General features: G+C 71.4%; 21 protein-coding genes. 13 read left to right on the forward strand and 8 right to left on the reverse strand.

Going from position 1 to position 24,234, the window contains the following annotated elements:
* Positions 1-5: 5 nt before the first annotated feature.
* The 4 genes from ACIBHX_RS12195 (at position 6) to ACIBHX_RS12210 (ending at position 4,460) form a co-directional block, all read left to right on the forward strand.
* On the forward strand, positions 6-2,264 hold the full coding sequence (locus ACIBHX_RS12195; RefSeq protein ID WP_397067078.1) for a glycoside hydrolase family 3 C-terminal domain-containing protein: 2,259 nt from the start codon (positions 6-8) through the stop codon (positions 2,262-2,264).
* A gap of 44 nt (positions 2,265-2,308) precedes the next feature.
* Positions 2,309-2,989: a DUF4191 domain-containing protein gene (locus tag ACIBHX_RS12200; RefSeq protein ID WP_397066778.1), complete on the forward strand. Its 681-nt coding sequence runs from the start codon at positions 2,309-2,311 to the stop codon at positions 2,987-2,989.
* On the forward strand, positions 2,989-3,762 hold the full coding sequence (locus tag ACIBHX_RS12205; protein WP_397066779.1) for a class I SAM-dependent methyltransferase: 774 nt from the start codon (positions 2,989-2,991) through the stop codon (positions 3,760-3,762). Before ACIBHX_RS12200 ends, ACIBHX_RS12205 begins: the two co-directional genes overlap by 1 nt.
* A 197-nt stretch (positions 3,763-3,959) precedes the next feature.
* Positions 3,960-4,460 carry a helix-turn-helix domain-containing protein gene (locus ACIBHX_RS12210; protein ID WP_397066781.1) on the forward strand — a complete coding sequence of 167 codons (501 nt, stop codon included), beginning with the start codon at positions 3,960-3,962 and terminating at the stop codon, positions 4,458-4,460.
* A 40-nt stretch (positions 4,461-4,500) separates the two neighbouring features.
* Here the strand turns inward: ACIBHX_RS12210 and ACIBHX_RS12215 are convergent, their stop codons facing one another.
* Positions 4,501-4,962: an RDD family protein gene (locus ACIBHX_RS12215; protein ID WP_397066783.1), complete on the reverse strand. Its 462-nt coding sequence runs from the start codon at positions 4,960-4,962 to the stop codon at positions 4,501-4,503.
* Positions 4,963-5,022: 60 nt separating this feature from the next.
* Here ACIBHX_RS12215 and ACIBHX_RS12220 point away from each other — a divergent pair, with 60 nt between their 5' ends.
* The 4 genes from ACIBHX_RS12220 to ACIBHX_RS12235 all read left to right on the forward strand — a co-directional run bounded on the left by ACIBHX_RS12220 (position 5,023) and on the right by ACIBHX_RS12235 (position 10,124).
* The gene (locus ACIBHX_RS12220) at positions 5,023-5,994 is read left to right on the forward strand and encodes a hypothetical protein (protein WP_397066784.1); all 972 of its coding nucleotides are present in this window, start codon (positions 5,023-5,025) and stop codon (positions 5,992-5,994) included.
* A 92-nt stretch (positions 5,995-6,086) separates the two neighbouring features.
* Positions 6,087-7,511, forward strand: a complete 1,425-nt coding sequence (gene glnA / locus ACIBHX_RS12225; RefSeq protein WP_397066786.1) for a type I glutamate--ammonia ligase — start codon at positions 6,087-6,089, stop codon at positions 7,509-7,511.
* A gap of 81 nt (positions 7,512-7,592) precedes the next feature.
* Positions 7,593-8,495 (forward strand): DUF4231 domain-containing protein, encoded by a 903-nt coding sequence (locus ACIBHX_RS12230; RefSeq protein ID WP_397066787.1) that lies wholly within the window; start codon positions 7,593-7,595, stop codon positions 8,493-8,495.
* Between the two features lie 60 nt (positions 8,496-8,555).
* A complete protein-coding gene (locus ACIBHX_RS12235; protein ID WP_397066789.1) occupies positions 8,556-10,124 on the forward strand; it encodes a hypothetical protein in 1,569 nt (522 codons plus the stop codon).
* On the opposite strand, the gene ACIBHX_RS12240 is transcribed toward ACIBHX_RS12235, so the two are convergent.
* Positions 10,118-10,756 (reverse strand): NUDIX hydrolase, encoded by a 639-nt coding sequence (locus ACIBHX_RS12240; RefSeq protein WP_397066791.1) that lies wholly within the window; start codon positions 10,754-10,756, stop codon positions 10,118-10,120. The genes ACIBHX_RS12235 and ACIBHX_RS12240 overlap by 7 nt on opposite strands.
* Before the next feature lie 9 nt (positions 10,757-10,765).
* On the reverse strand, positions 10,766-12,037 hold the full coding sequence (locus ACIBHX_RS12245; protein ID WP_397066793.1) for an MFS transporter: 1,272 nt from the start codon (positions 12,035-12,037) through the stop codon (positions 10,766-10,768).
* A gap of 82 nt (positions 12,038-12,119) precedes the next feature.
* Between ACIBHX_RS12245 and ACIBHX_RS12250 the strand changes: the two genes are divergently transcribed.
* Positions 12,120-12,935: a LysR family transcriptional regulator gene (locus ACIBHX_RS12250; protein WP_397066795.1), complete on the forward strand. Its 816-nt coding sequence runs from the start codon at positions 12,120-12,122 to the stop codon at positions 12,933-12,935.
* Here ACIBHX_RS12250 and ACIBHX_RS12255 read toward each other — a convergent pair.
* Positions 12,925-13,455: a PASTA domain-containing protein gene (locus ACIBHX_RS12255; protein ID WP_397066797.1), complete on the reverse strand. Its 531-nt coding sequence runs from the start codon at positions 13,453-13,455 to the stop codon at positions 12,925-12,927. The genes ACIBHX_RS12250 and ACIBHX_RS12255 overlap by 11 nt on opposite strands.
* A 42-nt stretch (positions 13,456-13,497) precedes the next feature.
* The gene (locus ACIBHX_RS12260) at positions 13,498-14,529 is read right to left on the reverse strand and encodes a hypothetical protein (RefSeq protein WP_397066799.1); all 1,032 of its coding nucleotides are present in this window, start codon (positions 14,527-14,529) and stop codon (positions 13,498-13,500) included.
* Between the two features lie 284 nt (positions 14,530-14,813).
* On the opposite strand from ACIBHX_RS12260, the gene ACIBHX_RS12265 reads away from it, so the two are divergent.
* The gene (locus tag ACIBHX_RS12265; RefSeq protein WP_397066800.1) at positions 14,814-16,853 is read left to right on the forward strand and encodes a tetratricopeptide repeat protein; all 2,040 of its coding nucleotides are present in this window, start codon (positions 14,814-14,816) and stop codon (positions 16,851-16,853) included.
* Here ACIBHX_RS12265 and ACIBHX_RS12270 read toward each other — a convergent pair.
* Complete coding sequence (locus tag ACIBHX_RS12270; protein WP_397066802.1) at positions 16,804-19,737, reverse strand: bifunctional [glutamine synthetase] adenylyltransferase/[glutamine synthetase]-adenylyl-L-tyrosine phosphorylase; 2,934 nt, start codon at positions 19,735-19,737, stop codon at positions 16,804-16,806. The two genes, ACIBHX_RS12265 and ACIBHX_RS12270, sit on opposite strands and share 50 nt — an antisense overlap.
* Positions 19,738-19,815: 78 nt before the next feature.
* Here ACIBHX_RS12270 and ACIBHX_RS12275 point away from each other — a divergent pair, with 78 nt between their 5' ends.
* Positions 19,816-20,370, forward strand: coding sequence for an HXXEE domain-containing protein (locus ACIBHX_RS12275; protein ID WP_397066804.1), 555 nt, complete (start codon positions 19,816-19,818; stop codon positions 20,368-20,370).
* On the opposite strand, the gene ACIBHX_RS12280 is transcribed toward ACIBHX_RS12275, so the two are convergent.
* On the reverse strand, positions 20,348-21,031 hold the full coding sequence (locus tag ACIBHX_RS12280; RefSeq protein WP_397066806.1) for a type 1 glutamine amidotransferase: 684 nt from the start codon (positions 21,029-21,031) through the stop codon (positions 20,348-20,350). The genes ACIBHX_RS12275 and ACIBHX_RS12280 overlap by 23 nt on opposite strands.
* 49 nt (positions 21,032-21,080) lie before the next feature.
* On the opposite strand from ACIBHX_RS12280, the gene ACIBHX_RS12285 reads away from it, so the two are divergent.
* Positions 21,081-21,926 (forward strand): alpha/beta hydrolase, encoded by an 846-nt coding sequence (locus tag ACIBHX_RS12285; protein WP_397066808.1) that lies wholly within the window; start codon positions 21,081-21,083, stop codon positions 21,924-21,926.
* A gap of 10 nt (positions 21,927-21,936) precedes the next feature.
* Here the strand turns inward: ACIBHX_RS12285 and ACIBHX_RS12290 are convergent, their stop codons facing one another.
* Positions 21,937-22,650, reverse strand: coding sequence for a PaaI family thioesterase (locus ACIBHX_RS12290; RefSeq protein ID WP_397066810.1), 714 nt, complete (start codon positions 22,648-22,650; stop codon positions 21,937-21,939).
* A 279-nt stretch (positions 22,651-22,929) separates the two neighbouring features.
* Here ACIBHX_RS12290 and ACIBHX_RS12295 point away from each other — a divergent pair, with 279 nt between their 5' ends.
* Positions 22,930-24,177 (forward strand): serine hydrolase domain-containing protein, encoded by a 1,248-nt coding sequence (locus ACIBHX_RS12295; RefSeq protein WP_397067080.1) that lies wholly within the window; start codon positions 22,930-22,932, stop codon positions 24,175-24,177.
* Positions 24,178-24,234 lie beyond the last annotated feature (57 nt).

Raw genomic sequence — 24,234 nt, forward strand, 5'->3', positions numbered from 1 at the left:
CGGACATGTGGTCGCTCCCCCCGATCCCCGAGATCGGACTCGACCGGCTCGTGATGAGCGACGGCCCCATCGGCGTGCGCGGCGAGCAGTGGAGCGCGGTCGACCCGTCGATCGCGCTGCCCAGCCCCACCGCGCTGGCCGCCACCTGGGACGTGGACCTGGTCAAGCAGGTGGGTCGCCTGCTGGCTCAGGAGGCCCGGCGCAAGGGCGTGCACGTGCTGCTCGCGCCCACGATCAACCTGCACCGCAGCCCGCTGGGCGGCCGCCACTTCGAGTGCTTCTCCGAGGACCCGTTCCTGACCGGCGAGCTGGGCGCGGCCTACGTCGAAGGCGTCCAGGAGGGCGGCGTGGGCACCACGCCCAAGCACTTCGTGGCCAACGACTTCGAGACCGACCGCTTCACCGTGAACGTCCAGGTCACCGAGAAGGTGCTGCGGGAGGTGTACCTGCGGCCGTTCGAGCGGGTCGTCGGCGCCGGGGCGTGGGGGCTGATGACGGCCTACAACGCGGTCAACGGCACGACCATGACCGAGCACTCCGACCTGGTCAACGGCGTGCTCAAGGACGAGTGGGGCTTCGACGGGTACGTGGTGTCCGACTGGACCGCGGTGCGCTCCACGGAGCCGGCCGCGCTGGGCGGCACGGACGTCGCGATGCCCGGGCCGCACGGGCCGTGGGGCGACAAGCTCGAGGAGGCGGTCCGCGAGGGCCGGGTGCCGGAGTCCGTCATCGACGACAAGGTCCGCAGGATCCTCCGCCTGGCGCACCGCGTCGGAGCGCTCGGCGACGCGAGCCGTACCGGCGCGGAGCATGAGCGCATCGACGGCGCCGCGCTCGCCCGCGAGGTCGCGGCGCGCAGCTTCACTCTGGTGCGGAACGACGGCGGCGTCCTGCCGCTGGAGGACGTCAGGACCCTGGCGCTGATCGGCAGCGCCGCGGACGAGGCGCGCATCATGGGCGGCGGCAGCGCCCAGGTCTTCCCCGACCGCGTCTTCTCCCCGCTGCAGGGCCTGCGCGAGCGCGACGGCGTGGAGGTCCGCTACGCGATCGGCACCGACCCCCGGGTACGGCTGTCGCCGCTGACGATCCCGACCAGGGCGTACTTCATGGACGCCGACGGCGACGTGCTGGCGGAGGAGCGGCTGGCCACCACCGAGGCCCGCTGGATCGGCCAGCTGCCCGACGGGGCGGCCCAGGACCGGCTGTCCTTCGTCGAGCTGCGCACCACCTACACGCCCGACCTGTCGGGCGAGCACGTGTTCTCCGTGGCCGGCGTCGGCGCGTTCACCGTGACCGTAGACGGGCGGACCGTGCTGGAGGAGACCGTGTCGCTGGACGGCGACGACCCGGCGGCCGCGTTCCTGGCGCCGCCGGAGCGGCGGGTGGCGGTGGAGCTGCGGGCGGGCACGCCGGTGGAGCTGACGGTCAAGCACCCGTCGGGCGCGCTGATGGGCTTCGGCCTGGTCGCGTTCACGCTCGGGCACGCCAACCCCTCCCCGGGCGAGGACGAGTTGATCGCCGAGGCCGTCCGGGTCGCCGCGGCCAGCGACGTGGCGGTGGTCGTCGCCTCCACCACGCTGGAGGTGGAGAGCGAGGGCTTCGACCGCAAGGACCTGAAGCTGCCCGGCCGCCAGGACGAGCTGATCGCCGCCGTGGCCGCGGCCAACCCGCGCACGGTCGTGGTGGTCAACGCCGGGTCGCCGGTCGAGATGCCGTGGCTGGAGTCGGTGGCCGCGGTGCTGCTGACCTGGTTCCCCGGTCAGGAGGCGGGCGGGGCGCTGGCCGACGTGCTGTTCGGCGACGCCGAACCGGGCGGCCGGCTGCCCACGACGTGGCCGCGGCGGCTGAAGGACGCGCCGGTGGTGAACGTCACGCCGGCCGACGGCGCCGTGCCGTACTCCGAAGGCGGCAAGATCGGCTACCGGGGCTGGACTGCCGAGCCTGCGTTCTGGTTCGGGCACGGCCTGGGGTACACCAGCTGGTCCTACGACTCCATCGCGGCCGAGGACCGGAGCGTGACCGTGGCGGTCACCAACACGGGCGCGCGGAGCGGCAGAGAGGTCGTGCAGGTGTACGTGGACGGCGCGCTGGCGGGGTTCGACGTGGTCGAGGCGGATCCCGGGCAGACGGTGCTCACCACGGTCTTCCTGCCGGAGCGCGCCTTCCAGGAGTGGACCGAGGGCGGCTGGCGGGCCGTGTCCGGGCCGCACACCGTCGAGGCCGGCCGGTCCTACGCGGAGCGTTCGCTCTCAGCGACGCTCTAGGTCACGTTTTCCTTTCGGACGGCTCGGGTTTGTATCCTCGGAACATGGCGAAGTCCGAAGATCCAGAGAAGCCGGGGCGCATCAAGCAGCTCCGCATGATCGCACAGATCATCAAGCAGGCCAACCCCAAGGGGATGCCGATCGTCTTCCTTTCGGCGGTGGGCACGCTTGCCGTGGTCGTCGTGATCGGCCTGGTGACGGACTACCTCGTGTACTCCATCTTCCTGGGCATCCTCGCGGCGATCAGCGTGGGCCTGGTCGTGTTCGGACAGCTGGCGCAGCGCGCGCAGTACAGCATCCTGCACGGCCAGACCGGCGCCGCCGCGGCGGTGCTGCAGGGCATGCGAGGCAACTGGCAGGTCACCCCGGCCATCGCGGTCAACCGCGACCAGGACCTGATCCACCTCGTGGTCGGCGCCCCGGGCGTGGTGCTGGTGTCGGAGGGCCCGGGCAACCGGGTGGCCAAGATGCTCGCCGCCGAGAAGAAGCGGGTCGCCCGCGTCGTGCTCGACGTGAACATCTACGACATCCAGTGCGGTGACGGCGAGGGCCAGGTGCCCATCTCCAAGCTGCAGCGGCAGATCATGAAGCTGCCGCGCAACCTGAAGAAGCCGGCCGTCAACGAGATCAAGGACCGCCTGCGCTCGCTCCCGAAGAACATGCCGATGCCCAAGGGCCCGATGCCGAAGGGCACCCGGATCCCGCGCGGCCCGAAGATGCGCTAGTGGGCTCGGTCTCGTCGCGCGCCAACCGCGGCTGGTGGGACGGCAACGCCGACGACTACCAGCTCGAGCACGGCGAGTTCCTGCGTGACACCGGCTTCGTCTGGTGCCCGGAGGGCGTCGACGAGGCCGCGGCGCGCCTGCTCGGCGACGTGCGCGGGCGCGACGTGCTGGAGATCGGCTGCGGGGCGGCACAGTGCGCCCGCTGGCTGGTCGCCCAGGGCGCCAGGGTTGCCGCCTTCGACATCTCGCACCGGCAGCTGCGCCACTCCCGGCGCATCGACGAGGAGACCGGGGTCTTCGTGCCGGTGGTGCAGGCCGACGCCGAGAGCCTGCCGTTCGGCGGCGCCGCCTTCGACCTGGCCTGCTCCGCGTTCGGGGCGCTGCCGTTCGTGGCCGACCCGGCGGCCGTCTTCCGCGAGGTCCGCCGGGTGCTGCGGCCCGGCGGGCGCTTCGTCTTCTCCGTCAGCCACCCCGTCCGGTGGGCCTTCCCCGACGATCCGGGGCCGCGCGGGCTGACCTCCGACCGGTCCTACTTCGACCGCTCGCCGTACGTCGAGAGAGACTCCGACGGTACGGTCACCTACGTCGAGCACCATCGCACGATGGGCGACTGGATCGCCGCGATCGTCGCCTCGGGGCTGACCGTGGAGGGGCTGCTCGAGCCCGAGTGGCCCGAGGGCCACGACCGGGTGTGGGGCGGGTGGAGCCCGCTGCGCGGCCGGCACATCCCAGGCACGGCGATCTTCACAGCGAGTTCCGGTACAGCGGCATGAGCGGCACAGGGTCCCCCTCGGGTACGGCAGAGCGCGCCTGGCCTGGGACGGCCCGGCCCTGCCGTACCTGTTCTGGCGCGTGACCAGACAGCGGGATCGGACGGGCATGGCCCGTCCGGTCCTCAGCGATCCGCGGCCGGTGATCGGCGCACCCGGCACCGTCCACTGGCCGGCCGAGCGCTCGGTAGGTTTGATCAGTGCAGCTCCGGTACAACTTCCGTCTCTACCCGACACCGGGTCAGCAGGTCGCGCTGGCCAGAGCGTTCGGGTGCGCGCGGACGGTGTTCAACGACGCACTGCGCGCGCGGCAGGAAGCCCGCGAGCAAGGCTTGCCGTATGTCTCGGACGGGGAGCTGTCCAAGCGGGTGATCACTCGAGCCAAGGTGAGTACGGAGCGGTGCTGGCTGGGCGAGGTTTCGGCCGTCGTGCTTCAGCAGGCGTTAGCGGACCTGAACATCGCCTACCGCAACTTCTTCGCCTCGGTGACGGGCAGGCGGAAGGGCGTGAACGTCCGCTCCTGGACGTGCCCTGGCGGTGTATCCCACGATCGGGACGTGAACGCAGCGATCAACATTCTCGCCGCTGGACGAGCGGAGAGCCTAAACGCCTGTGGAGGGACGGTAAGACCATCGCTCGCGGTGGCACGACCCGACGAAGCAGGAACCCGCTCCAAGCTGCCCGCCACATCGGCGGCGTAGCAGGGGGGAATCCCCGCCCTTCTTCAGGGCGGAGAGGACGTCAAATGCGCACGACCATCGTGTTGGAGACGCGGTCGTGGACGCCGCGGTGGTCGCGGTCCGAGATGAGGGCGGGGATCGCCAGGCACAGCAGGACGGTGCGGACCAGGACCGGCAGCAGGCGCGGCGCGCGGCCGTCCATGGCCGCCACACGGATGCCCATGAGGCGGTGGCCGAAGGTCTGGCCGATCAGGCCGACGAGCAGCAGGTACTGTAGGGCGAAGATCAGCACGGGCGCCCACGGCGCCTGGACGGGGCTGATGCGCAGCAGCAGCTGCGCGATCGCCCAGGTGCAGATCATCCAGTCGATGACCAGGGCCCCGATCCTGCGTCCCCAGCCGGCGATCGACCCGCTGCCCTCCTCGGGCAGACCCAGGCGCTCACCCGGATAGCCAAGATCGAACCCCGCCGAACGCACCCCGCCCAGCCAGGTCTGCGTCCACCGCGGCCCCTGCTTGCTCATGTCCCCACGGTATCCGCAGTTGTGACCCAAAATTGCTCAAGGACCAACATCATGGACGCCATGCCACACGGGGATGACCTTGACGCGCGCTTCAACGAGCTCGTGTCCCAGATCGACGCCGACGAGCAGCGCAAGATGCGCGCCTCGGCCGCCAAGGGCGCGAAGGCACCGCAGCGGGCGCGGCGGCCGCGCCGCGCCCGCCGCGGGCTGCTGGCCGCCGCCGCGGTGACCGCGGTGATCGCCGCCGCCGGTCTGGTGCTGACCTACCGCCCGGACCTGCTCACCCCTTCCCCGGTTTCCCCGGTACGGCAGGCCGCCTCGATCCCGCCTCCCGAGGAGACGCAGCCGGTCGTCGAGGCGCCACAGAAGGTGGGCCCGTTCACCGATTCCAAGGCCGAGCACTTCGCCGACGGCATGGCCGGATTCCAGCTGCCCAAGGCCAAAGCGCTGGCCGGGCTGTCCAAGGCGGAGGTCCGTGCCGGTCTCGACCGCGTCGGGAAGCTGTTCCAGGCGGCCTATCTCGACCGTGAGACGCTGATGGGCGCCAAGCCCGAGTCCTACCTCAAGCTGCTCGACCCTGATGAACGTTCCTGGTATCGCAAGAAGCCGCGGATGTGGGTGAACAGCTTCGCCCCCAAGACGGCCGAGTTGGCCACCAACGTGATCAAGGTGCACGGTACGACCACGCTGAGCACGAAGAAGGACCAGGGCAGGACCGTCATCGTCGTGAAGACCAACTACCTGGTCGTCTACGCGATCCGGCGCCCCGGCCAGCCCGACACCACGATGCGGCTGGTCACCCACCCCAAGGGCGTGGCCGAGATCTACCGCGAGGAAGGACACGTCGTCGTGTGGGTGACCGACGGAGGCGCCAGCGCGACCCCGGCACGTTGCGACGTCCACGACTACTTCATTCACCCGATGTACGAGGACTCCGAGCCGGACGCGGTGCAGCCCTCAGGCCCGCCCCGGGACCCCTACGAGCTGGACAAGCCCGAGAGCGAGGGATGTGCGACGTCGACGGGCACGTGAGCCCCTTAACACCGGCGAAACACTTGGGACATGGGACGGAAACCGCTGCGCCATAGCGTCGGTCTGATACACGTCCCCAGGGAGGTTCGAGAGTGTTCAACTCCGCCGACGAGGTCCTGAACTTCATCAGGGACGAAGGGGTGCAGTTCGTCGATGTCAGGTTCACGGACCTGCCGGGGACGACGCACCACTTCACCTTCCCTGTCGAGAACTTCGACGCGAACGTCTTCACTGACGGCCTGATGTTCGACGGCTCGTCGATCCGCGGTTTCCAGGCCATCCACGAGTCGGACATGCTGCTGCTGCCCGACCCGACCAGCGCCGTGGTGGACCCGTTCCGCCAGCACAAGACGCTCAACCTGAACTTCTTCGTGCACGACCCGCTGACGGGCGAGGCCTACAGCCGCGACCCGCGCAACGTGGCACGCAAGGCGGAGGAGTACCTCAAGGGCACCGGCATCGCCGACACCGTGTACTTCGGGCCCGAGGCGGAGTTCTACATCTTCGACGACGTCCGCTTCGAGACCAGGCAGAACGCCGGCTACTACTACATCGACTCGATCGAAGGCGCCTGGAACACCGGCAAGGCCACCGAGGGCGGCAACCTGGGTTACAAGCCGCGCTACAAGGGCGGCTACTTCCCGGTCCCGCCGATGGACCACTTCACCGACCTGCGCTCGGAGATGGTCCGCAACCTCATCGAGTGCGGCATCGACGTCGAGATGCAGCACCACGAGGTCGGCACCGCGGGCCAGGCGGAGATCGACTTCAAGTTCGGCACGCTGCTGAAGACGGCCGACAACCTCATGCTCTACAAGTACGTGATCAAGTCGACGGCGCTCGAGTACGGGCACACGGTCACGTTCATGCCGAAGCCGATCTTCGGTGACAACGGCTCGGGCATGCACTGCCACCAGTCGCTGTGGAAGGACGGCTCGCCGCTGTTCTACGACGAGGTGGGCTACGCCGGGCTGTCCGACACCGCCCGCTACTACATCGGCGGCCTGCTCAAGCACGCCCCGTCGCTGCTGGCGTTCACCAACCCGACGGTCAACTCCTACCACCGCCTGGTGCCGGGCTACGAGGCGCCGGTCAACCTGGTGTACTCGCAGCGCAACCGGTCGGCCTGCGTCCGCATCCCGATCACGGGGTCGAACCCGAAGGCCAAGCGGATCGAGTTCCGCGTGCCCGACCCGTCGTGCAACCCGTACTTCGCGTTCTCGGCGATGCTGATGGCCGGTCTCGACGGCATCCGCAACAAGATCGAGCCGCCGGAGCCGGTCGACAAGGACCTGTACGAGTTGCCGCCGGAGGAGGCGCGCAACATCCCGCAGGTGCCGGGGTCGCTCACCGACGTGCTCAACGCGCTGGAGGAGGACCACGACTACCTGCTCGAGGGTGGCGTCTTCACGCCGGACCTGATCGAGACGTGGGTGTCGTACAAGCGCGAGAACGAGGTCGACCCGATCCGTCTGCGCCCGCACCCGCACGAGTTCGAGCTGTACTACGACGTGTGACCTGCCGTCGTTGAGGAGGCCGTCGACCGGATCCGGTCGACGGCCTTTCTCGTGCGTGGGCGCCGGGGTAGATTCCGGGTCATGTCGCTGGCCGGTGAGAGCACGCAGCTGACCGACTCGTCCCTCCCCGGCCTGTTCCAGGCCGCCGACCAGACCTCGCTCGCCGGGCAGCGCCGCTACCTGACGGCATCCCGCACGCGGCTGGCTTTCGTGCTGCTGGCGGCGACGGGTGGGGCGCTGAGCCTCCAGGTCGGCGGGGGCACCTTCGACGTGGCCGCGGCGGGCACCGCGGTCGCGCTGACGGCGACCGCGTTCGTGGAGATCTGGCTGCTGACCGAGAAGCCGGAGCAGGCCTGGTACGACGGGCGGGCGCTGGCCGAGTCGGCCAAGACGGTCGCCTGGCGCTATGCGGTCGGCGCGCACCCGTTCCCCACGGGCGGCGACGAGACCGCCACCGACACGCGGTTGATCGACCAGCTGGACCACCTGCTGAACGACGCGCCGGCCACCGGCATCGCGCCGAGCACCGAACCCGCCATCAGCCAGGCGATGCGCGACCTGCGCGCCTCCCCTTTGGACAGGCGCAGGAGCGCCTACGTCCAGGAGCGGATCGTCGACCAGCAGCGCTGGTACAGCCGCAAGGCGCGGTGGAACCAGAGCCGCGCCCGCGCGTGGGGGCTCACGCTGGTCGCCGTCGAGGTCCTCGGCATCTTGACCGCCCTGCTGCGCGCCTTCGGCTCCATCAGGTTCGACCTGGCGGGCATCGTCGCGGCGATGATCGGCGTCGGCGTGGCGTGGCTGGCGATCAAACAGCACGACACGCTGGCCAGGGCCTACTCCTTCGCCGCCAACGAGCTGTCCATCGTGCGCTCCCGGCTGGAGCTGGTCAAGGACGAGCAGGCCTGGGCGAGCGAGGCGAGCGACGCCGAGGAGGCCATCAGCCGCGAACACACCATGTGGCGCGCCTCCCGCCGAAGCCCCTAGCCGGGCGATCGCGACGACCGCGCGCGGTAACGCGGGACATCCGGCACTCGATACGCGGCTATGGCGATCCGATTCCGCAAGCTGGAGACCGGCGACGTCGACGCCATGGCGGTCGTGGCCCAGTCACTGGACAACCAGTGGGTTCCCCCTGACCTCCTGCACGAGATGATCGACAGGCGACTCGAGTTCTCCGACGTACGGGCGCGGCTGCGTGCGGCGGTACGCGGCGAGTACATCCGCTCGCTGATCAACAGCACCCAGGTCGTGATCAACAGGTCCTTCTTCTACAACAACCCGGTGCTGTTCGAGGACTTCCTTCCCGGTGCGCCCAACCGGGCCGGCTTCATCGAACTGCTCGACCAGGGCGCGATCGTGCAGATGCTGCTGGCCGAGCGGACACCCGTGGAGCCGCCCGCCTTCCTGGTCGGCCAGCACGCGCCCCACTACGCCTTCATGCAGCAGGGCTGGGATGCCTGGGCGGCCACGGCCGAGGAGGCCGAGGTGCACAGCCTGCGGCTCTCCTGGGGCGACGACAGGCGCAACGGCGACCTGATCAGGCAGCGATTGGCGGGCGAGTTCACCCGCAAGGCCCAGACGCTGGTCAACCTGTACGGCCCCACGCTGGCCGGCGACCTGGGGGTGGACCTCGACACGGCGCACGCGATCAAACGCAGGCTGGCCGACGTGGCCGCCCGCTGCGTGCAACTGTCGGTGGACGACCAGGTCGCCACGCGCGAAACCATGTACAAGGAGTTCCTGACCGCAGACCGTAGCGAGCCGATCCTGGGCAGATTCGACCGGGGCAGGCCGTTCACCGCCTACGTCAAACAGCTGATCGACCTCACGCACAGCGTCAACATGGCGGTCGCGCTGGAAACACTCGCGCTCACTCCTGCCGGCGCGTTGCACCGTTCCACTCTGCAGGAGTGGGAGAGCTTGGGCCACGGTCCCCAGGAGGTGAGCGCGGAACAGATCGGGGAGCTGCTCCGCGGTCTGGCGTTCGAAGTCGTGTCGGAGGACCTCTACCTGGACACGTTCGCCAAGCTGTCCCTGCGCGACGTGGTGGACGTACGGGCGAGCAGGCAGTGGACGGACTACGTCGCGCTGATGAAGGGGTTGCTGCGGGATCCGCTCGGCAGGTTCGACGACCCGCGGCGAGGGGCGCCGGCGGTGATCGCCGCCTATGTGGACCTACTCTCGGAGACCACCCGGATCGCGGTCGGCCGCGCACGTCCCGACAAGCCCCTGCCCATGGCCCGCTCGTTCGCGCTGGTCGCGAGCGTCGACGTGGCGGGCGCGCTGCTCGAGTTCTCGACCGGACCGCACGGGGTCCACATCGTCGTCGCGGGAGCGGTGGCCACCACGGCGGCCGGCGAGGCGGCGACCGTGACCATCCGCCTCGGCCTGCGCGCGCTGGAGCGACGGCGGCGGTCCGCCCGTTTCGGCAAGGCCCTCGACACGCGCACGCAGGTCCTGACCGGACGGACCGACGTCAGGGCGGGGCGGTTCTGGCGGGACCTGGTGGCTCAGTTCGAGGCCCACGTGAGCGAGGAGACGGCGGCCGAGGTACGGCGGCGCCAGCGGACGGACGCCACCGTGGAGGGCGAGGAGGGACCCGCCGACTACTGAAAGGGGCTCAGCCGCAACCGCCTGGCGTGCAGGATGGCGGCCAGGGTGAAGGAGTCGGTGATCTCACCCCGCGCCAGCATCGAGTCGATCTCCTCCGGGCCGGCCAGCCGCACCTGGTCGATGCCCTCCCCCGCGTCGTACCCGGTGACCGGGCCGTCGAGCTCGGCCCAGTACAGCGCCACCTCGGTGCCGATGAGGCCGGTGTCGGTGTGCATGCGGCCGAGTTCGCGCACGCGCATCCCGTCCGTGCCGAGTTCTTCGCGGGTTTCGCGCCTGGCCGTCTGCTCGAAGCTCTCGCCGCTGTCGGCGAACCCCCGGGGGATCTCCCAGTGCCGCCGCCTGGTCGCGTGCCGGAAATGCCGGACGAGGACCACCTTGCCATCGCATACGGGGAGAATCGCCGCCCCGCCGATCCCCGACGTGTGCAGGATCCGGATGTAGGCGCCCGTCGTCCCGTCGGGGAAACGTACGCGATCCCGCACGAGCGTGACGTAGCGGTCCTTGTACCGCACGCCGAACGAGTCATCGCGAGCGGCCAGGATGATGGTGCCGGCTCCCGGCGGGTTGGCGAACAGCTCCGGGTGTCTGCCGCGCAGCGTCCGGTATCGGGACAGGGACAGCTTGGGCCGCATCGCAACAACCTACAGCGCGCTCTTCTCGCGGTGGAGCATCACGGCCCGGCCTCTCACGGCGTAGGACAGGGCCGCGAGCGCGACGAGGACGGCGGCGGCCGTCAGCGGGCTCGGGACGCGGGCCAGGACGGCGACGCCGACGGTGGCGCCCACCTGGCGGGCGGCGTTGAGTACGCCGCCGGCGGTACCGGCCGTACCCGCGGGGGCGGCGGCGACCATGCCGGCGACCAGGGCGGGGAGACAGAACGACAGGCCGAGGCCCGTCAGCACCAGCCACGGGATCAGCACGTCCGTCAGCGCCAGCCCCGCCAGGCCGGCCGCGAGCAGGGCGAGGCCGGCCAGGATCGGCGGGCGCGCTCCGATCCTGGCGACGATCCGGCCGGTGAGCACGGGGTTGACCGCCATCGGCAGCGTGAGCGGCAGGAACGCCAGCCCTGCGGCCAGCGGCGAGAGCCCCTCGCCGTCCTGCAGCCGCAGCGTGAGCACGAACAGCGCGCCGGCGAAGGCGAAGTTGGCCACCGTGCCCGCGAGCAGTTCCCGCCACGTGGCCCGCAGCAGGCCGCCCGGCAGCGCGGGCGCCTGGCTGCGGCGCTCCACCAGCACGAGGCCGATCAGCGCGGCCGCCGCCAGCACGCCGGCCAGGACCGAGGAGTCGACCAGCGCCTCGGCGAGCAGGCCGAGCAGGGCGCACGCCAGGACCTGGACGGCCCAGTCGATCCGCCGCCCGCCCGCGGGCGAACGCAGCCCCCGTACGGCCAGCAGCGACAGCAGCGCGATGGGCGGGTTGATCAGGAACACGGCCCGCCAGCCGTACAGGCCGACCAGCAGGCCGCCGAGCAGCGGCCCCGCGGCCAGCGCGGCGCCGGTGATCGCCGCCCACCCGCCCATCGCCCTGGCCCGGCGGCCGGCCTCGGGGTACAGCTGGGCCACCAGCGCCAGCGAACCGCCCAGGCACAGCGCGCCCGCCACGCCGAGCAACGCGCGCAGCCCGACCAGCACCCCGAGCACCGGCGCGGCGGCGCTCAGCAGCGACAGCACCCCGAACGCGGCCACGCCGACGCGGAAGACGCGTGCCGCACCGTAACGGTCGGCCACCGCCCCTCCGGTCAGCAGCGCCGCGGCGAAGGCGACCGTGTAGGCGTTGACCGCCCACTGCTGGCCGGCCAGCGTCCCGCCGAGGTCGGCGCGCAGGTCGGGCAACGCGATCGTGAGCGCGGTCGTGTCGAGCAGCACCAGGAAGTAGGCAAGGGAGAATCCCAGGAATCGCCGGGGAGAGATCATGCCTCCAGCCTGCGGAAAGGCGGCCCTCCCGCTCAACAGGCCGAGCCGCCGGGGGCATCAGGCGGAACCGTATGCTGGCTGTGTGGAATTGCGACAGTTGCGGGGATTTGTCGCCGTAGCCGGGACCGGCAGCGTCAACGGCGCCGCCACCGCGCTCGGCCTCGCGCCCGCCTCGGTTTCCGAGCAGATCCGCAGGCTGGAAGGGACGCTGCAGGTCAAGCTGTTCGACCGGACCCCGCAGGGCATGCGGCTCACCGAGCAGGGCGCCATCCTGCTCTCCCACGCCCAGGAACTGCTCGACCACGCCGAGCAGGTACGGCTGGCCGTGACGGGCACCCGGCGGCGGGTGCGCGTCGGAGCGCTGGAGAGCCTGGTCGCGACCCGGCTGCCGGCCGTGGTGCGCAAGCTGTCACACCTGGACGTGGACGTGCGGGCGCTGCCGCGGCGCGAGCTGCTCGCGGAGGTGGCGGGAGGCGGGCTGGACGCCGCGCTGCTGCTCGACTCGGGGACACGGATCGGCGGGCTGGGCTTCGATCCGCCTGCCGACCTGGACTTCCTCGACGTGGGCGAGGTGTCGTTGATCATGGTGGCGGCGCCGGAGTCTGAGGAGGACACGCTGCTGACCACGCCGCCGGGCTGCTCGATCAGGATGGCGGTCGACCGGATCTTCCCCGTGGACGTGCCGCGCAGGGAGCTGACCAGCATCTCCACCGCCCGGGAGTGGAGCAGGCAGGGACTCGGGAGGTCCCTGCTGCCCGACTTCGCGGTGGAGGCGGATCTGGCCTCGGGAGGGCTGGTGCCGCTCGGGTTCGACGCGCCCGCGCTGGCGCTGCGCCTGGTCTGGCTGCGCAGCCGCGAGTCCTCCCTGCGCGACGTGCTCTACGCGCTCAGCGGCTAGCCCTGGCGGGCGGGCTCGGGCAGCGCTCGCCGTACTTGACGACCCAGAGCTGGACGGGGCGGCCCTGGAGGCGCTCGCCCGCCGGCGGGGTCTGGCGGCAGATCCGCCAGGCCGTGTCCATGAGCGTGAGCCGGTTGCTGCCGGTGGCGTCCTGGATCTTGATGCTGGTCCTGGGCGGCAGGGAGTCCTTGGCGACGCGGACGCTCTCGCCGGTGAAGTCCGGCATCAGGCCGGGCGCGGCGGGCTCGGCCACGGCGCCGGGGCACACCTCGCCGACCTTGACCACGTCGAGCCGGATCTCGGCGGCCTCGGCGTGCTGGCCGCACACCTGCCAGTCGCGGCGCAGCAGCACGATCCGGCCGCGGCCGCTGACGTCGATCGCTCTGATCCGCCTGAACCCGGCCGCGGACAGCTCGTCGTCGGCGACCGCCAGCCCCTTGCCCACGACCTGCGGCACCGGTGCGGCGGCGGCGCTCACCCCGCAGCCGGCCACGAGTGCCAGCACGACCAGAGACCTCATGACAACTCCCCGTCTGTCCGAGCGGGGGGGAGAAGTCAGATCCTAGCTCCTCGACTTCAGTCCGGTGATGCGCCTGAACAGGTCCCACCAGAACGGCGCGCCGAACAGCAGCGCCACGTAGGTCAGCAGGTAGCCGGGCCAGTGGCTGAGCGTGGTGATCCGGCTCCACCACTGGCCGCCGTTCCACTTGATGCCGGGGTCGCCCTCGGCCGGGATGTCGACGCTGACGATCCCGTGGTCGAGCACCTTGACCAGCGCGGGCGAGCTGAGCGTGTCGGTGATGCAGGTGACGGGCTGCTGCGACTGGCACTGCGTCTTGAGGTCGGTGTAGGCGTCCTCGCCCGAGGCGGCCACGGCGCTGACGGAGGCGCGGAAGGCGTTGTCGCGCAGCAGCGTCTTGGCGAACTCCAGCCCGTCGGCGCTGAACAGCAGCACCACCACCAGGCCGAGCACGGCGACCGCCCACTTGACGTACCGCTTGTAGAGCATCGACAGGCGCTGCATCTCGCTGTCGAACCAGGTGGTCACGCCCTCCCTGAAGCGCTCCATGTCGCGCTGCGCGGCGTCCCACACGCCCTTGAGGTGGCCGTACAGCGGGCTGTTCATGGCCTTGAGCCTGTTCAGGAACGCGTCGACGCCACCCTCCTCGCTCGCGGCCAGCTCCATCACGGCCGTGGCGAAGCGCTCGGGCGGGATGTTCGCGATGCTGGTCTTGCCCGTCTTGGGGTGGTCGATTTCGCGGACCCGCTCGTAGAGCAGGTTCGTCATGGCGTCCTCGGCCTTGTTCTCGTGCGCGGGCAGCTCCGACTCGGGCGGCGCCGGCTGGTCGCTGTGTTTCGGTCGCGGGTCGCGCACGAACGGCAGCACGGCGAAGACGTCCTTGACTCCCGCGGGCAGCCAGGACCGTCCCTGGGCGTCGGTGCCGTCCAGGGTGTCCCTCAGATAGGCCCACAGGAACTTGGCGCGGATGCTCAGCATCCGCACGATCCCCTCGTTCAGCCCGCTCACCAGCAACGACAGCAGCAGGAACGTGAGCACCAGGCCCAGCGCCAGATCAACGTAAACAGATATCAAAATGGATCACCCCGCGCTTTGATACACCTGCCGGGGCACTCCTCGCCACTCTCTTGCGCATGTACGGCTCGCGCGACCATCGTGGGCCATGCCCCGAGACGCATCCGGCGACCGTTGCGAGGCTGCGGGGACGACCGCCTCAGGCGAGCGTTCCGTCGCGGCAGGGACGATAGGCGACAGCGCGGTCGTGATTACGGGCGACCGGAACGTGATCAACGTCGGGCAGGCCGCACCTGGGCGGGTGACTTGCCGTCGCGGGCGGCGAAGTCGTGAAATCCTGAGCCATGCCCCAAGAAGGCGCGTCCGGCGACCGCTCCGTCGCCACCGGATCCGTCGGCGAGGGTGCGGTGGTGATCCCCGGCGACCACAACGTGGTGAACCTGGGCCGCCGCCCGCCCAGCCACCTCGTGGTCGGCGAGATCCCCCAGCGTCCGCCGTCCTTCCAGGAGCGCCCGGAGATCATGGCGGGGTTGCGGGCCGACGACCGGGTCACGGTGGTCCGCTCCGTCAGCGGCGCTCCCGGCGTGGGCAAGACCACGATGGCCGCCGCGCACGCCAGGGAGTGCCAGGCAGCGGGCTACCAGGTGGTGGCCTGGATCCACGCCGAGGAGCGGGAGGGCATCGCCGGCGGTCTGGCCCGCCTGGCCGACCGGCTCGGCATCCGCAGGCCGCAGGACACGGCCGCGGAGGCGGCCGAGCGCGCCCGCGACTGGCTGGCCGCGGCCACCAAGCCCTGCCTGGTGGTCTTCGACAACGCCGAGCAGGTGGCCGACCTGCGCCGCTGGGTCCCGGCCACCGGCAGTACCCAGGTCGTCATCACCACCCGCAACCGGGCCTTCGACCGCCTGGGCGCGGCCGTCCCTGTCGAGGTGTTCACCTCGGAGGAGTCCGTGGCGTTCCTGGCGAGGGTGACGGGGCTGGACGATCCTCCGGGGGCCGCGGAGCTGGCCGCCGAGCTCGGGCAGCTGGCGCTCGCACTGGCCCAGGCGGGCGCGATGATCGAGGAGCGCGGCCTCACCTATGCCGGGTACCTGCGCGTCCTGCGGGCCAAGCCACTGGCGCAGGGCCTGCGCGGCATCGAGGGCGACGCCTACCCCGACAGCGCCGTCCGCGCGATCCTGCTGGCCGTGGAGGCGGCCGAGTCGTCGATCGCCGGCGCGGGAGAGCTGCTGTCGGTGTTCTCCGTGCTCTCCCCCGACGGGGTGCCCCGGGAGATGCTGCCCGACGACACGGAGGACGTCCTGGTGGCGCTGGTCCGCAGGTCGTTGCTGACCTGGAGCCAGGACCGCAGGGCCGTGGTCATGCACCGCGTCACCCAGCGCGCCCTCAGGGAACGCGACCCGTCCCGCCTCCCCGCCGCCCTGGAGGCGACGGCCGAGATCCTCAGGGGCTATTGGCTGGGGCATGCGACCTGGGGCGACCCCGACAGCGTGGGCAAGCTGATGACGCAGGCGGAGGTCGTCCACGCGCACTCCGGCGACCACCCGCCGATCTGGCTGCTGCGTGTCCGGTCCTGGTACGCCAAGCACGTCACCCACCACGACGATCCCGCCCGCGCTCTCGAGCTGACCATGCAGAACGTGGCCGACTGCGAGCGCGTACTCGGTCCCCACGACCGGCTGACCCTGTATGCCATCAGCGATCTGGCCGACGCCTACGGGGTCATGGACGACGAGCAGGAGGCCCTGCGGCTGTACCGGCACGTCCTGGCCGAGTGGGAGCGGATAGCGGGTCCCGATGACGAGGAGACCGTGGAAGCACGCAGCGACGTGGCCAGGTCACTCGACGACTCGGGGCAGCACGAGCTCGCGGTTCCCCTGCACGAGAGCGTTGTCGCCCACTACGAACGCACGCTCGGCCCCGATCACCGCAAGACCCTGCGCGCCCATCGCCGCCTCGCCAACTCCTACGGAGACACGGGCGCGTACGAGCAGGCCATCGCCCTCCATGAGCGCATCCTCGCCGACTTCCGGCGCACCCTCGACCCCGACCACGATGACATCGTCAGGCAGGAGGAGGACCTGTCCTCCGCCTACGCGGACTCGGGTGACCTCGAGCGTGGAATCGCGCTACGCGAGCAGGCGCTCGCCCACTCCGAGCGGATCAGCGGGCCCACCCACCTGTTCACGCTCAATTCCCGCTACGTGCTGGCCATGCTCTACGCGCAGACCGGGGACACGGACACGGCGATCCGCCTGTGCGAGGAGGTTCTGGAACTGGCAGAGCGGACGCTGGGAGCCGGGCACAAGCTCATCACCTGGTCGCAGGACTATCTCACGAGCCATAGAAGGCCCGCTCCACCACCTGACGAGCCCGCCGGGTGACACGGCGGTAGTCGTCCAGGAAGTCCTCCGAGCCGTCCGGCGGGTAGCCGAGCGTCTGGGCCAGGCGCAGCCGTTCGCGGGCGTCGGCGGGGACGCTGTCTCCTGGGCGGCCCTTGACCAGCATGATGGCGTCGCGGATGCGGGAGGCGAAGCTCCAGGCCTCGGCCAGGATCGCCTCGTCGGCCGGGTCGAGCAGCCGCTCGGCGACGGCCGCGCGCAGCGCCTGCAGGGTGCGGGGCGTGCGCAGCGTGGGGCGGTCGTGCGCGTGGCGCAGTTGCAGCAGCTGCGCCACCCATTCGACGTCCGACAGGCCGCCGGGTCCGAGCTTGGTGTGCAGGGCCGGGTCGGCGCCGCGGGGCAGGCGCTCGGCCTCCATGCGGGCCTTGAGCCGGCGGATCTCGCGGACCGCCTCCTCGCTGAGCCCGCCCGCGGGGTAGCGGATCTCGTCCGCCGTCGCGGCGAACTCGGCGCCGAGCGCGGCGTCGCCGGCCGAGAAGCGGGCGCGCAGCAACGCCTGCGACTCCCACGGCGAGGACCAGCGCGCGTAGTAGGCCCGGTAGGAGGCCAGCGTGCGCACCAGCGGTCCCTGGCGGCCCTCGGGCCGCAGGTCGGGGTCGACGATCAGCGGCGGGTCAGGGGCGGGCAGCGCCAGCAGCCGGCGCAGCTCGTTGGCCACCGCGAAGGCCGCGTCCGTGGCCTCCCGCTCGTCGCCGAGCGGCGAGTGAACGAACATCACGTCGGCGTCGCTGGCGTAGGAGCACTCCATCCCGCCCAGCCGGCCCATCGCGATGACCGCGAACCTGGTCGGCACCGGCGCGCGCCGCTCGGCGGCCACCTTGGCCAGCGACACGTCCAGGGCGGCCTGGATGGTGACGTCGTTGAGCGCCGACAGCACCACCCCGACGCGCTCGATCTCCAGCAGCCCGGAGACGTCGGCGACAGCCGTTCGGAACAGCTCTCTGCGGCGTACGGCGCGCACCGCGGCGACGGCGGGCTCGGCGCCGCCCCCGTGGCGTGAGACGGCGGCCGACAGCTCGCCGAGCAGCGCGTCGGCGGGCCGGGGGGCGAGGTCCTCGTCCGAGCCGAGCATGGCGACGGCCTCGGGCGCGTTCATGAGCAGGCCGGTGGCGTAGCGGGAGGTGCCGAGCACGCGGGCCAGCCGGGCGGCCACGGCCGTCTCGTCACGCAGCAGCCGCAGGTACCAGGGGGTGGTGCCGAGCTTGTCGCTGATCTGGCGGAACCCGAGCAGCCCCGCGTCGGGGTCGGGCGAGTCGGCGAACCAGCCGAGCATGACCGGCAGCAGCGTGCGCTGGATCGCGGCCCGCCTGGACACGCCCGTCGTCAGCGCGGCCAGGTGGCGCAGCGCGCCCTCGGGGTCGACGTATCCCAGCGCCTGCAGCCGGGCGGCCGCCGCCGTGGTCGACAGCCGCGCCTCCGACTCCGGCAGCCGGGCGACCGCCTGCAGGAGCGGGCGGTAGAACAGCTTCTCGTGCAGCCGCCTGGCCTCCCTCGCGTGCCGCTTCCACCGGGCGGTGAACTCGCCGACCGGGTCGGTCTGCGTGCCGAGCGCCCGCCCGAGCCTGCGCAGGTCCTCGGGCGCGGTGGGCAGCAGGTGAGTGCGGCGCAGCCGGTGCAGCTGCAGCAGGTGCTCGACCTGGCGCAGGAACGTGTACGCCTCGGCCAGGCTCTTGGAGTCGTCGCGGCCGACGTAGCCGCCGCGGGACAGGGCGGCCAGCGCGGGCAGCGTGGCGCGGCGGCGCAGCAGCGGGTCGAGCCGTCCGTGCACGAGCTGCAGCAGCTGCACCGCGAACTCGATGTCACGCAGCCCGCCCGGCCCGAGCTTGAGCTCACGCTCCCCCTCGGCGCGCACGTGCTCCTCGACGCGGCGGCGCATCGCCTGCACGTCCTCGACGAAGTTGGGGCGGGTGGCGGCCGACCAGACCAGCTCGTTGACCGCCGACACGTACGCCTCGCCCAGCTCGCTGTCGCCCGCGACCGGCCTGGCCTTCAGCAGCGCCTGAAACTCCCAGGTCTTGGCCCAGCGCCGGTAGTAGGCCAGGTGGCTGGCCAGCGTCCGCACCAGCGGCCCCGACCGGCCCTCAGGGCGCAGCCCGGCGTCGACCTCCCACAGCGCGCCCTCGGGCGTGGCGGCCGAGCAGGCCCGCATCGTCGCCTGGGCGAGCCGGGTGGCGGTGCGCAGCGCCTTGGTCTCGTCGGCGCCGTCGCGCGGCTCGGCCACGAAGATCACGTCCACGTCGCTGATGTAGTTCAGCTCACGGGCGCCGCACTTGCCCATGCCGATGACGGCCAGCCGTACGTCATCGTCGCCCACCTCGGCCCGCGCGATCGCCAGCGCGCCCTCCAGCGCGGCGCCGGCCAGGTCCGACAGCTCGCCGGTCACCTCGTTCAGTGTCAGCTCGCCCGTCAGGTCCAGCGCCGCCAGCCGCAGCAGCCGCCCCCGGTAGGCCACCCGCAACGCCACCAGCGCATCCGCCTCGCCCGCCCGCGGATCGCTGTCGGCGGGCTCGGCGCCGACAGCGCGCAGCAGGTCCGTGCGCGGATCAGGCAGATCCTGTACGGCGAGCAGCCCCACGTGGCCGGGATGCCGGATGACGTGCTCGCCCAGGGCGGCGCTCACGCCGAACACGGCCAGCAGGCGGCCACGGACGCGCTCGTCGGCGCGGATGGCGTCGAGGACGGCCGGATCACGCTCGGCCAGCCGGGTCAGCGAGGTCAGCGCCAGGTCAGGATCGGCGGCGCCGACCAGCGCCGGCAGCAGGTCGTCCAGGTCGACCCCCGCGGCCTCGACGAGACGGGCGGCCCGGGCGCCGTCGGCGAAGCCGAGCTTGGCCAGGCGGGCTGCGGTGGACTCGATCCTGGGCACGCTTCCATCTTCGCAGCCCTGCCGTAAGATGAGTATGCAACGCAACGTTGCGTTGCATATAGTGTCGAGGGAGGGCGTATGGGTGAGAGGGTTCCCGCGGCGGTGACGTGGGGGATGCTGGCGGCCTGGATGGTGCACGACGCGGAGGAATTGGCCACGATGGCCTCGTGGTCACGCACGGCCTCGGACCGGCTCGGGGCGCGGTTCCCGTGGGTTCCCTGGGAGCGGCTGGAGGTGTCGCAGCGGCACGTGAACGTGGCGATCGGGCTGATGGGCGGCGTCATGGCGGGCGCGTCGGCGCTCGGTGCGCGCACCGGCGGGCGCAGTCCCGCCTTCCAGGCGGTGCTGGCAGCCTTCGGGCTGCACGGGGTGGTGCACCTGGCGCAGGCGGCGGCCGCCCGCGGCTACACGCCGGGCGTGGTCACGGCGCCGCTGGTGGTGCTGCCCTTCTCGTGGTGGGCCTGGCGACGCCTCAAGGCCGCCGGGGTCCCCACGGGCGGCACCTGCTCGACCGTGGCAGGTCTGGTGATCTTCCCCCTGGTCACGGCCGGCGTCCACGCGGCGGCCCACGCCCTGTCCCACCGGGCTCCCGGCCGTGCGGGGCGGCGGGCTAGGCGGGAGCGGTGGTTCTGACGACTTCGGCGAAGGCCTCCGCGACAGGGCGCCAGGTGGCGACGAGGCGGTCCTCGGCGGCCTTGACCTCGGCGTTGAAGTCCTCGGCGCCGTCCAGGCCGGCGGCGGAGGTCCAGGCGGTGAAGATCTCGGGGGTCGCCTCGGGGTGGAACTGGACCGCCCACGCGGCCTCGCCGAGCCGGTAGGCCTGGTTCGGATACTGGTCCCCGGTCATGAGCGGCACCGCGCCCTCCGGGAGCCGGGTCATGGCGTCCTGGTGGTACTGGATGGCGACAGCCGTACCGGCCCCTGACAGCACGGGGTCGGAGGCGGCGGCCGGCAGCGGGCGCACCTCGCGCAGGCCGACTTCCAGGCCGTTGCCGCCGCGCCCGACGACCCCGCCGCAGGCCATCGTCATCAGCTGCGCGCCCAGGCAGATCGCCAGCGTGGGCGTGCCCTCGTCCACCGCGCTCCGCAGCAGGTCACGGGTGGCCGGGTGCCAGGGTGAGTGCTCGTCGTCCCAGGCGTCGGCGGCCCCGCCGAGCACGATGAGCCCGTCGGCGGCCCGCTCGGGAACTGTCTCTCCCAGGTACGGCCGGACGACGTCGCACTCCAGCCCCAGCCAGCTCTCGAGGTACCCGAGCCCGGCATCGGCCTCGTGCTCGATCACGGTGATCCGCATGTGCGTAATTTATCCCTATAAGCCGGGGAGCAGTCCTTAGGATCCGGTTATGAGAATCGACGACGTCGACGGGATGCGGATCGCGCGGTTCGGGGAGGGCGAGCGGCTGGTCATCGCGGTACACGGGATCACCGCCTCGCTCATGGCGTGGAAGGCCGTGGCGGGCAAGCTGCCCGAGGGCTGGTCGCTGGTCGCGATGGACCTGGCGGGCCGCGGCCACAGCGCGGGGCTGGCCGGGCCGTACGGGCTGCCGAGGCACGCGGCTGACGTGCTGCGCGTGGCCGACCACGTGGGGGCGGGGGCCGACGCGGTGCTGACAGGGCACTCGATGGGCGCCTACGTGGCCGCGCTGGCCGGGGCGCAGCGGAACTTCGCCAGGGTCGTCCTGGTCGACGGCGGGCTGCCGATGCCACTGATGCCCGACGCCGATCCGGACGAGGTGCTGGAGACCACGCTCGGCCCGGCGCTGGCCCGGCTGACGAAGACGTTCCCGTCGGTCGAGGCCTACGTGGACTTCTTCAAGGCGCACCCGGCCTTCGCCGGGCACTGGAGCCCGCTCGTCGAGGAGTACGTCAGGTACGACGTCACCGGGCCCGAGGGCGCGCTGCGCTCGCGGGCGGTGCCGGAGGCGGTCAGGCAGGACGGCCGCTGGCTGCTCACCGAGGACGCCGCGATCGGGGCGGCGCTCGAGGCCGTCAAGTCGCCGCTCCACCTGCTACGGGCGCCGCGCGGGCTGCTCAACCAGGACGTCGGGATGCACCCGGACGCGCTGGCGGCCGCCTGGACCGCGCGGCTGCCGGAGCTGCGGGACGAGCTCGTCCCCGACTGCAACCACTACACGATCCTCTTCGACGACCGCTGCGCCGCCCTCGTCGCCGACCGCCTCACCACCTGACCCGCGGAACCTAACGCGGGGCGATCCAGGTCGCGCGGGCGGAGGCGACCAGGGCGCCGTCGTTCTCGTAGATGGCGCTGCGGCCGAAGAGCTTGCGGCCGTCGCGGCCGGTCGCCTCGCCGACCACCGAGTACGTTCCGCCGGCGTAGACGCGCCGGTGGATCTGCACGGCGAGCCTGCCGAGCAGCGCGGACTCGCCGGGTGCGAAGTGGGCCCAGCCCGTGACGCAGTCGAGCGCGGCGCCGACGATCGCGGCGGGCACGCCGTCCTCGTCGGCGACCGTGAAGGGCACCCGCCAGCCGGCGGCCACCAGGTTCGTGCCCTCGACTGGACCGGGGAAGACGCGCAGGCCGTCACCGGGCTCGCGCAGGCCGCAGACGAAGCACTCGGGGAAGGCGTGGCCGTGCCAGCCGGGGAAGCCCGCCTCGGCCCTGGCCGCGTCGGTGAAGGACACGAAGTCCGGCGCCTCCAGGTCCTCGGCCACGGGGAACGCCTCGACGAGCAGCTTGTCTCCGTCGGAGAGGGTGACGGTGTTGGCCACGTGCTCCAGGCGGAGTTCGGTCTCCAGTGGCGTGGGAGCATGGAGGGTGACCTCGACGGCTGATCGGTGGCCGTTGAGCGCGTCGGCCATGGTGCCGGCTATCCAGCCGCCGTTGGCCACCGCGGCGGGCCCGCGGAAACGCTCTGGAACGGTCAACACGGTCTGCAGGGCAGCCGTCGTCATCGACATCCTCCATATCGCCCCAAAGGGGCGCTAAGACCACAAATACCGATAGAAACAGGCCGATTTTACGGGGTGGGGTGTTTACCGAGACCACGGGGTACCCCACACGTGAACAACATCACCACCCTGCCCGAAACTTCCCGATCCGCGATCATTCGTTCTCGTCGGGGAAGGGGCACTCAGGGCGTCGCACCGTTCCACCCGCCAGCACACACTTTCGACATCCCGTAAGATGCGTGGTCAACTGTGGCCAATGTGACTTAGGGGTTGGAAGTGACGATGCTCAGCCGGCGGACGTTGCTCAAGGCGGGCGCCGCGGCCGTGCCCGCGATCGCGCTGGGAGCCCTGCCCGAGCAGGCAGAGGCGGCAACGCTGGTGACGAGCGGTGTCATGCCGTCACAGCTGGCCAGCTTCGACAAGACCGTCCAGAAGTTCATGACCGACCGGAGCATCACCAACGGTCAGCTCGCGATCGCCCGCAAGGGCAAGATCCTGGCGGCTCGGGGCTACGGCGTCTACAGCCCGAATGGCGCGTCGATGGCGACGGTGCAGCCGACGTCGCTGTTCCGCATCGCCAGCCTGAGCAAGAACATCACCTCGGCCGCCATCCTGCGCTTGGCCCAGGACGGCAAGCTCACGCTCACCACGCCGATCACCAAGCTGCTCGGCCTGTCGTCGGCGGCGGACCAGCGCCTGGAGCAGGTGACGCTGTGGCGGCTCATGCAGCACACCGGCGGCTGGGACCGCGATGTCAGCAAGGACCCGCTCTGGCTGGACCAGACGATCGCGGCCTCGCTCGACCAGGGCTTCCCGATCAGCCACGCCGACATCATCAAGTACGTCACGGGCAAGCCGCTCGACTTCGCGCCGGGCAGCAAGATGTCCTACAGCAACTACGGCTACATGCTGCTCGGCCGGGTCATCGAGAAGGTGTCGGGCATGAGCTACGAGGCGTACGTGCGCTCCAAGCTGCTCGCCCCGCGCGGCATCACCCGGATGCGGCTCGGCAAGAGCCTGCGCTCGGAGATGTCCACCGCCGAGGTCGGCTACCAGTCGAAGTACACCACCAAGATCGTGGTGAACGACTCGGGCACGACCGTTCCGTATCCCTACGGCGGCTTCAACATGCCCAACCAGGACGCCAACGGCGGCTGGCTGGCCTCCGCGGTCGACATGGTCAGGTGGGCGGGCGTGTTCGACGCCCCGAACTCCGTGCTCAACGCCACGTCCATCTCGCGGGCCTTCGCCAAGCCGGAGATCGGCGTGAGCAGTGACGGGTCCTGGTACGGCGCCGGGTGGTACGTGCGCACCTGGGGCAGCGGCCGCAACACCTGGCACAGCGGGTCGATGCCGGGCACCTTCACCTTCCTGGTGCGCAACGCGCTCGGGGTGACCTGGTGCGTCCAGTTCAACCGCCGGGAAGAGGAAGGCTCGCTCGACTTCGACGCCATCGACCAGTTGCTGTGGCAGGCCCACGACGCCGTCACCAGCTGGCCCACAACCGACCTGACCCCGCGCTACTTCTAGCACGCCGTACGGCGGGGCCACGGCGTCGCCCGGTCCCGCCCGTACGAGCTCGTCACG

Origin of the sequence: Nonomuraea sp. NPDC050536, assembly GCF_044457685.1 — a bacterium.
Lineage (GTDB): Bacteria > Actinomycetota > Actinomycetes > Streptosporangiales > Streptosporangiaceae > Nonomuraea.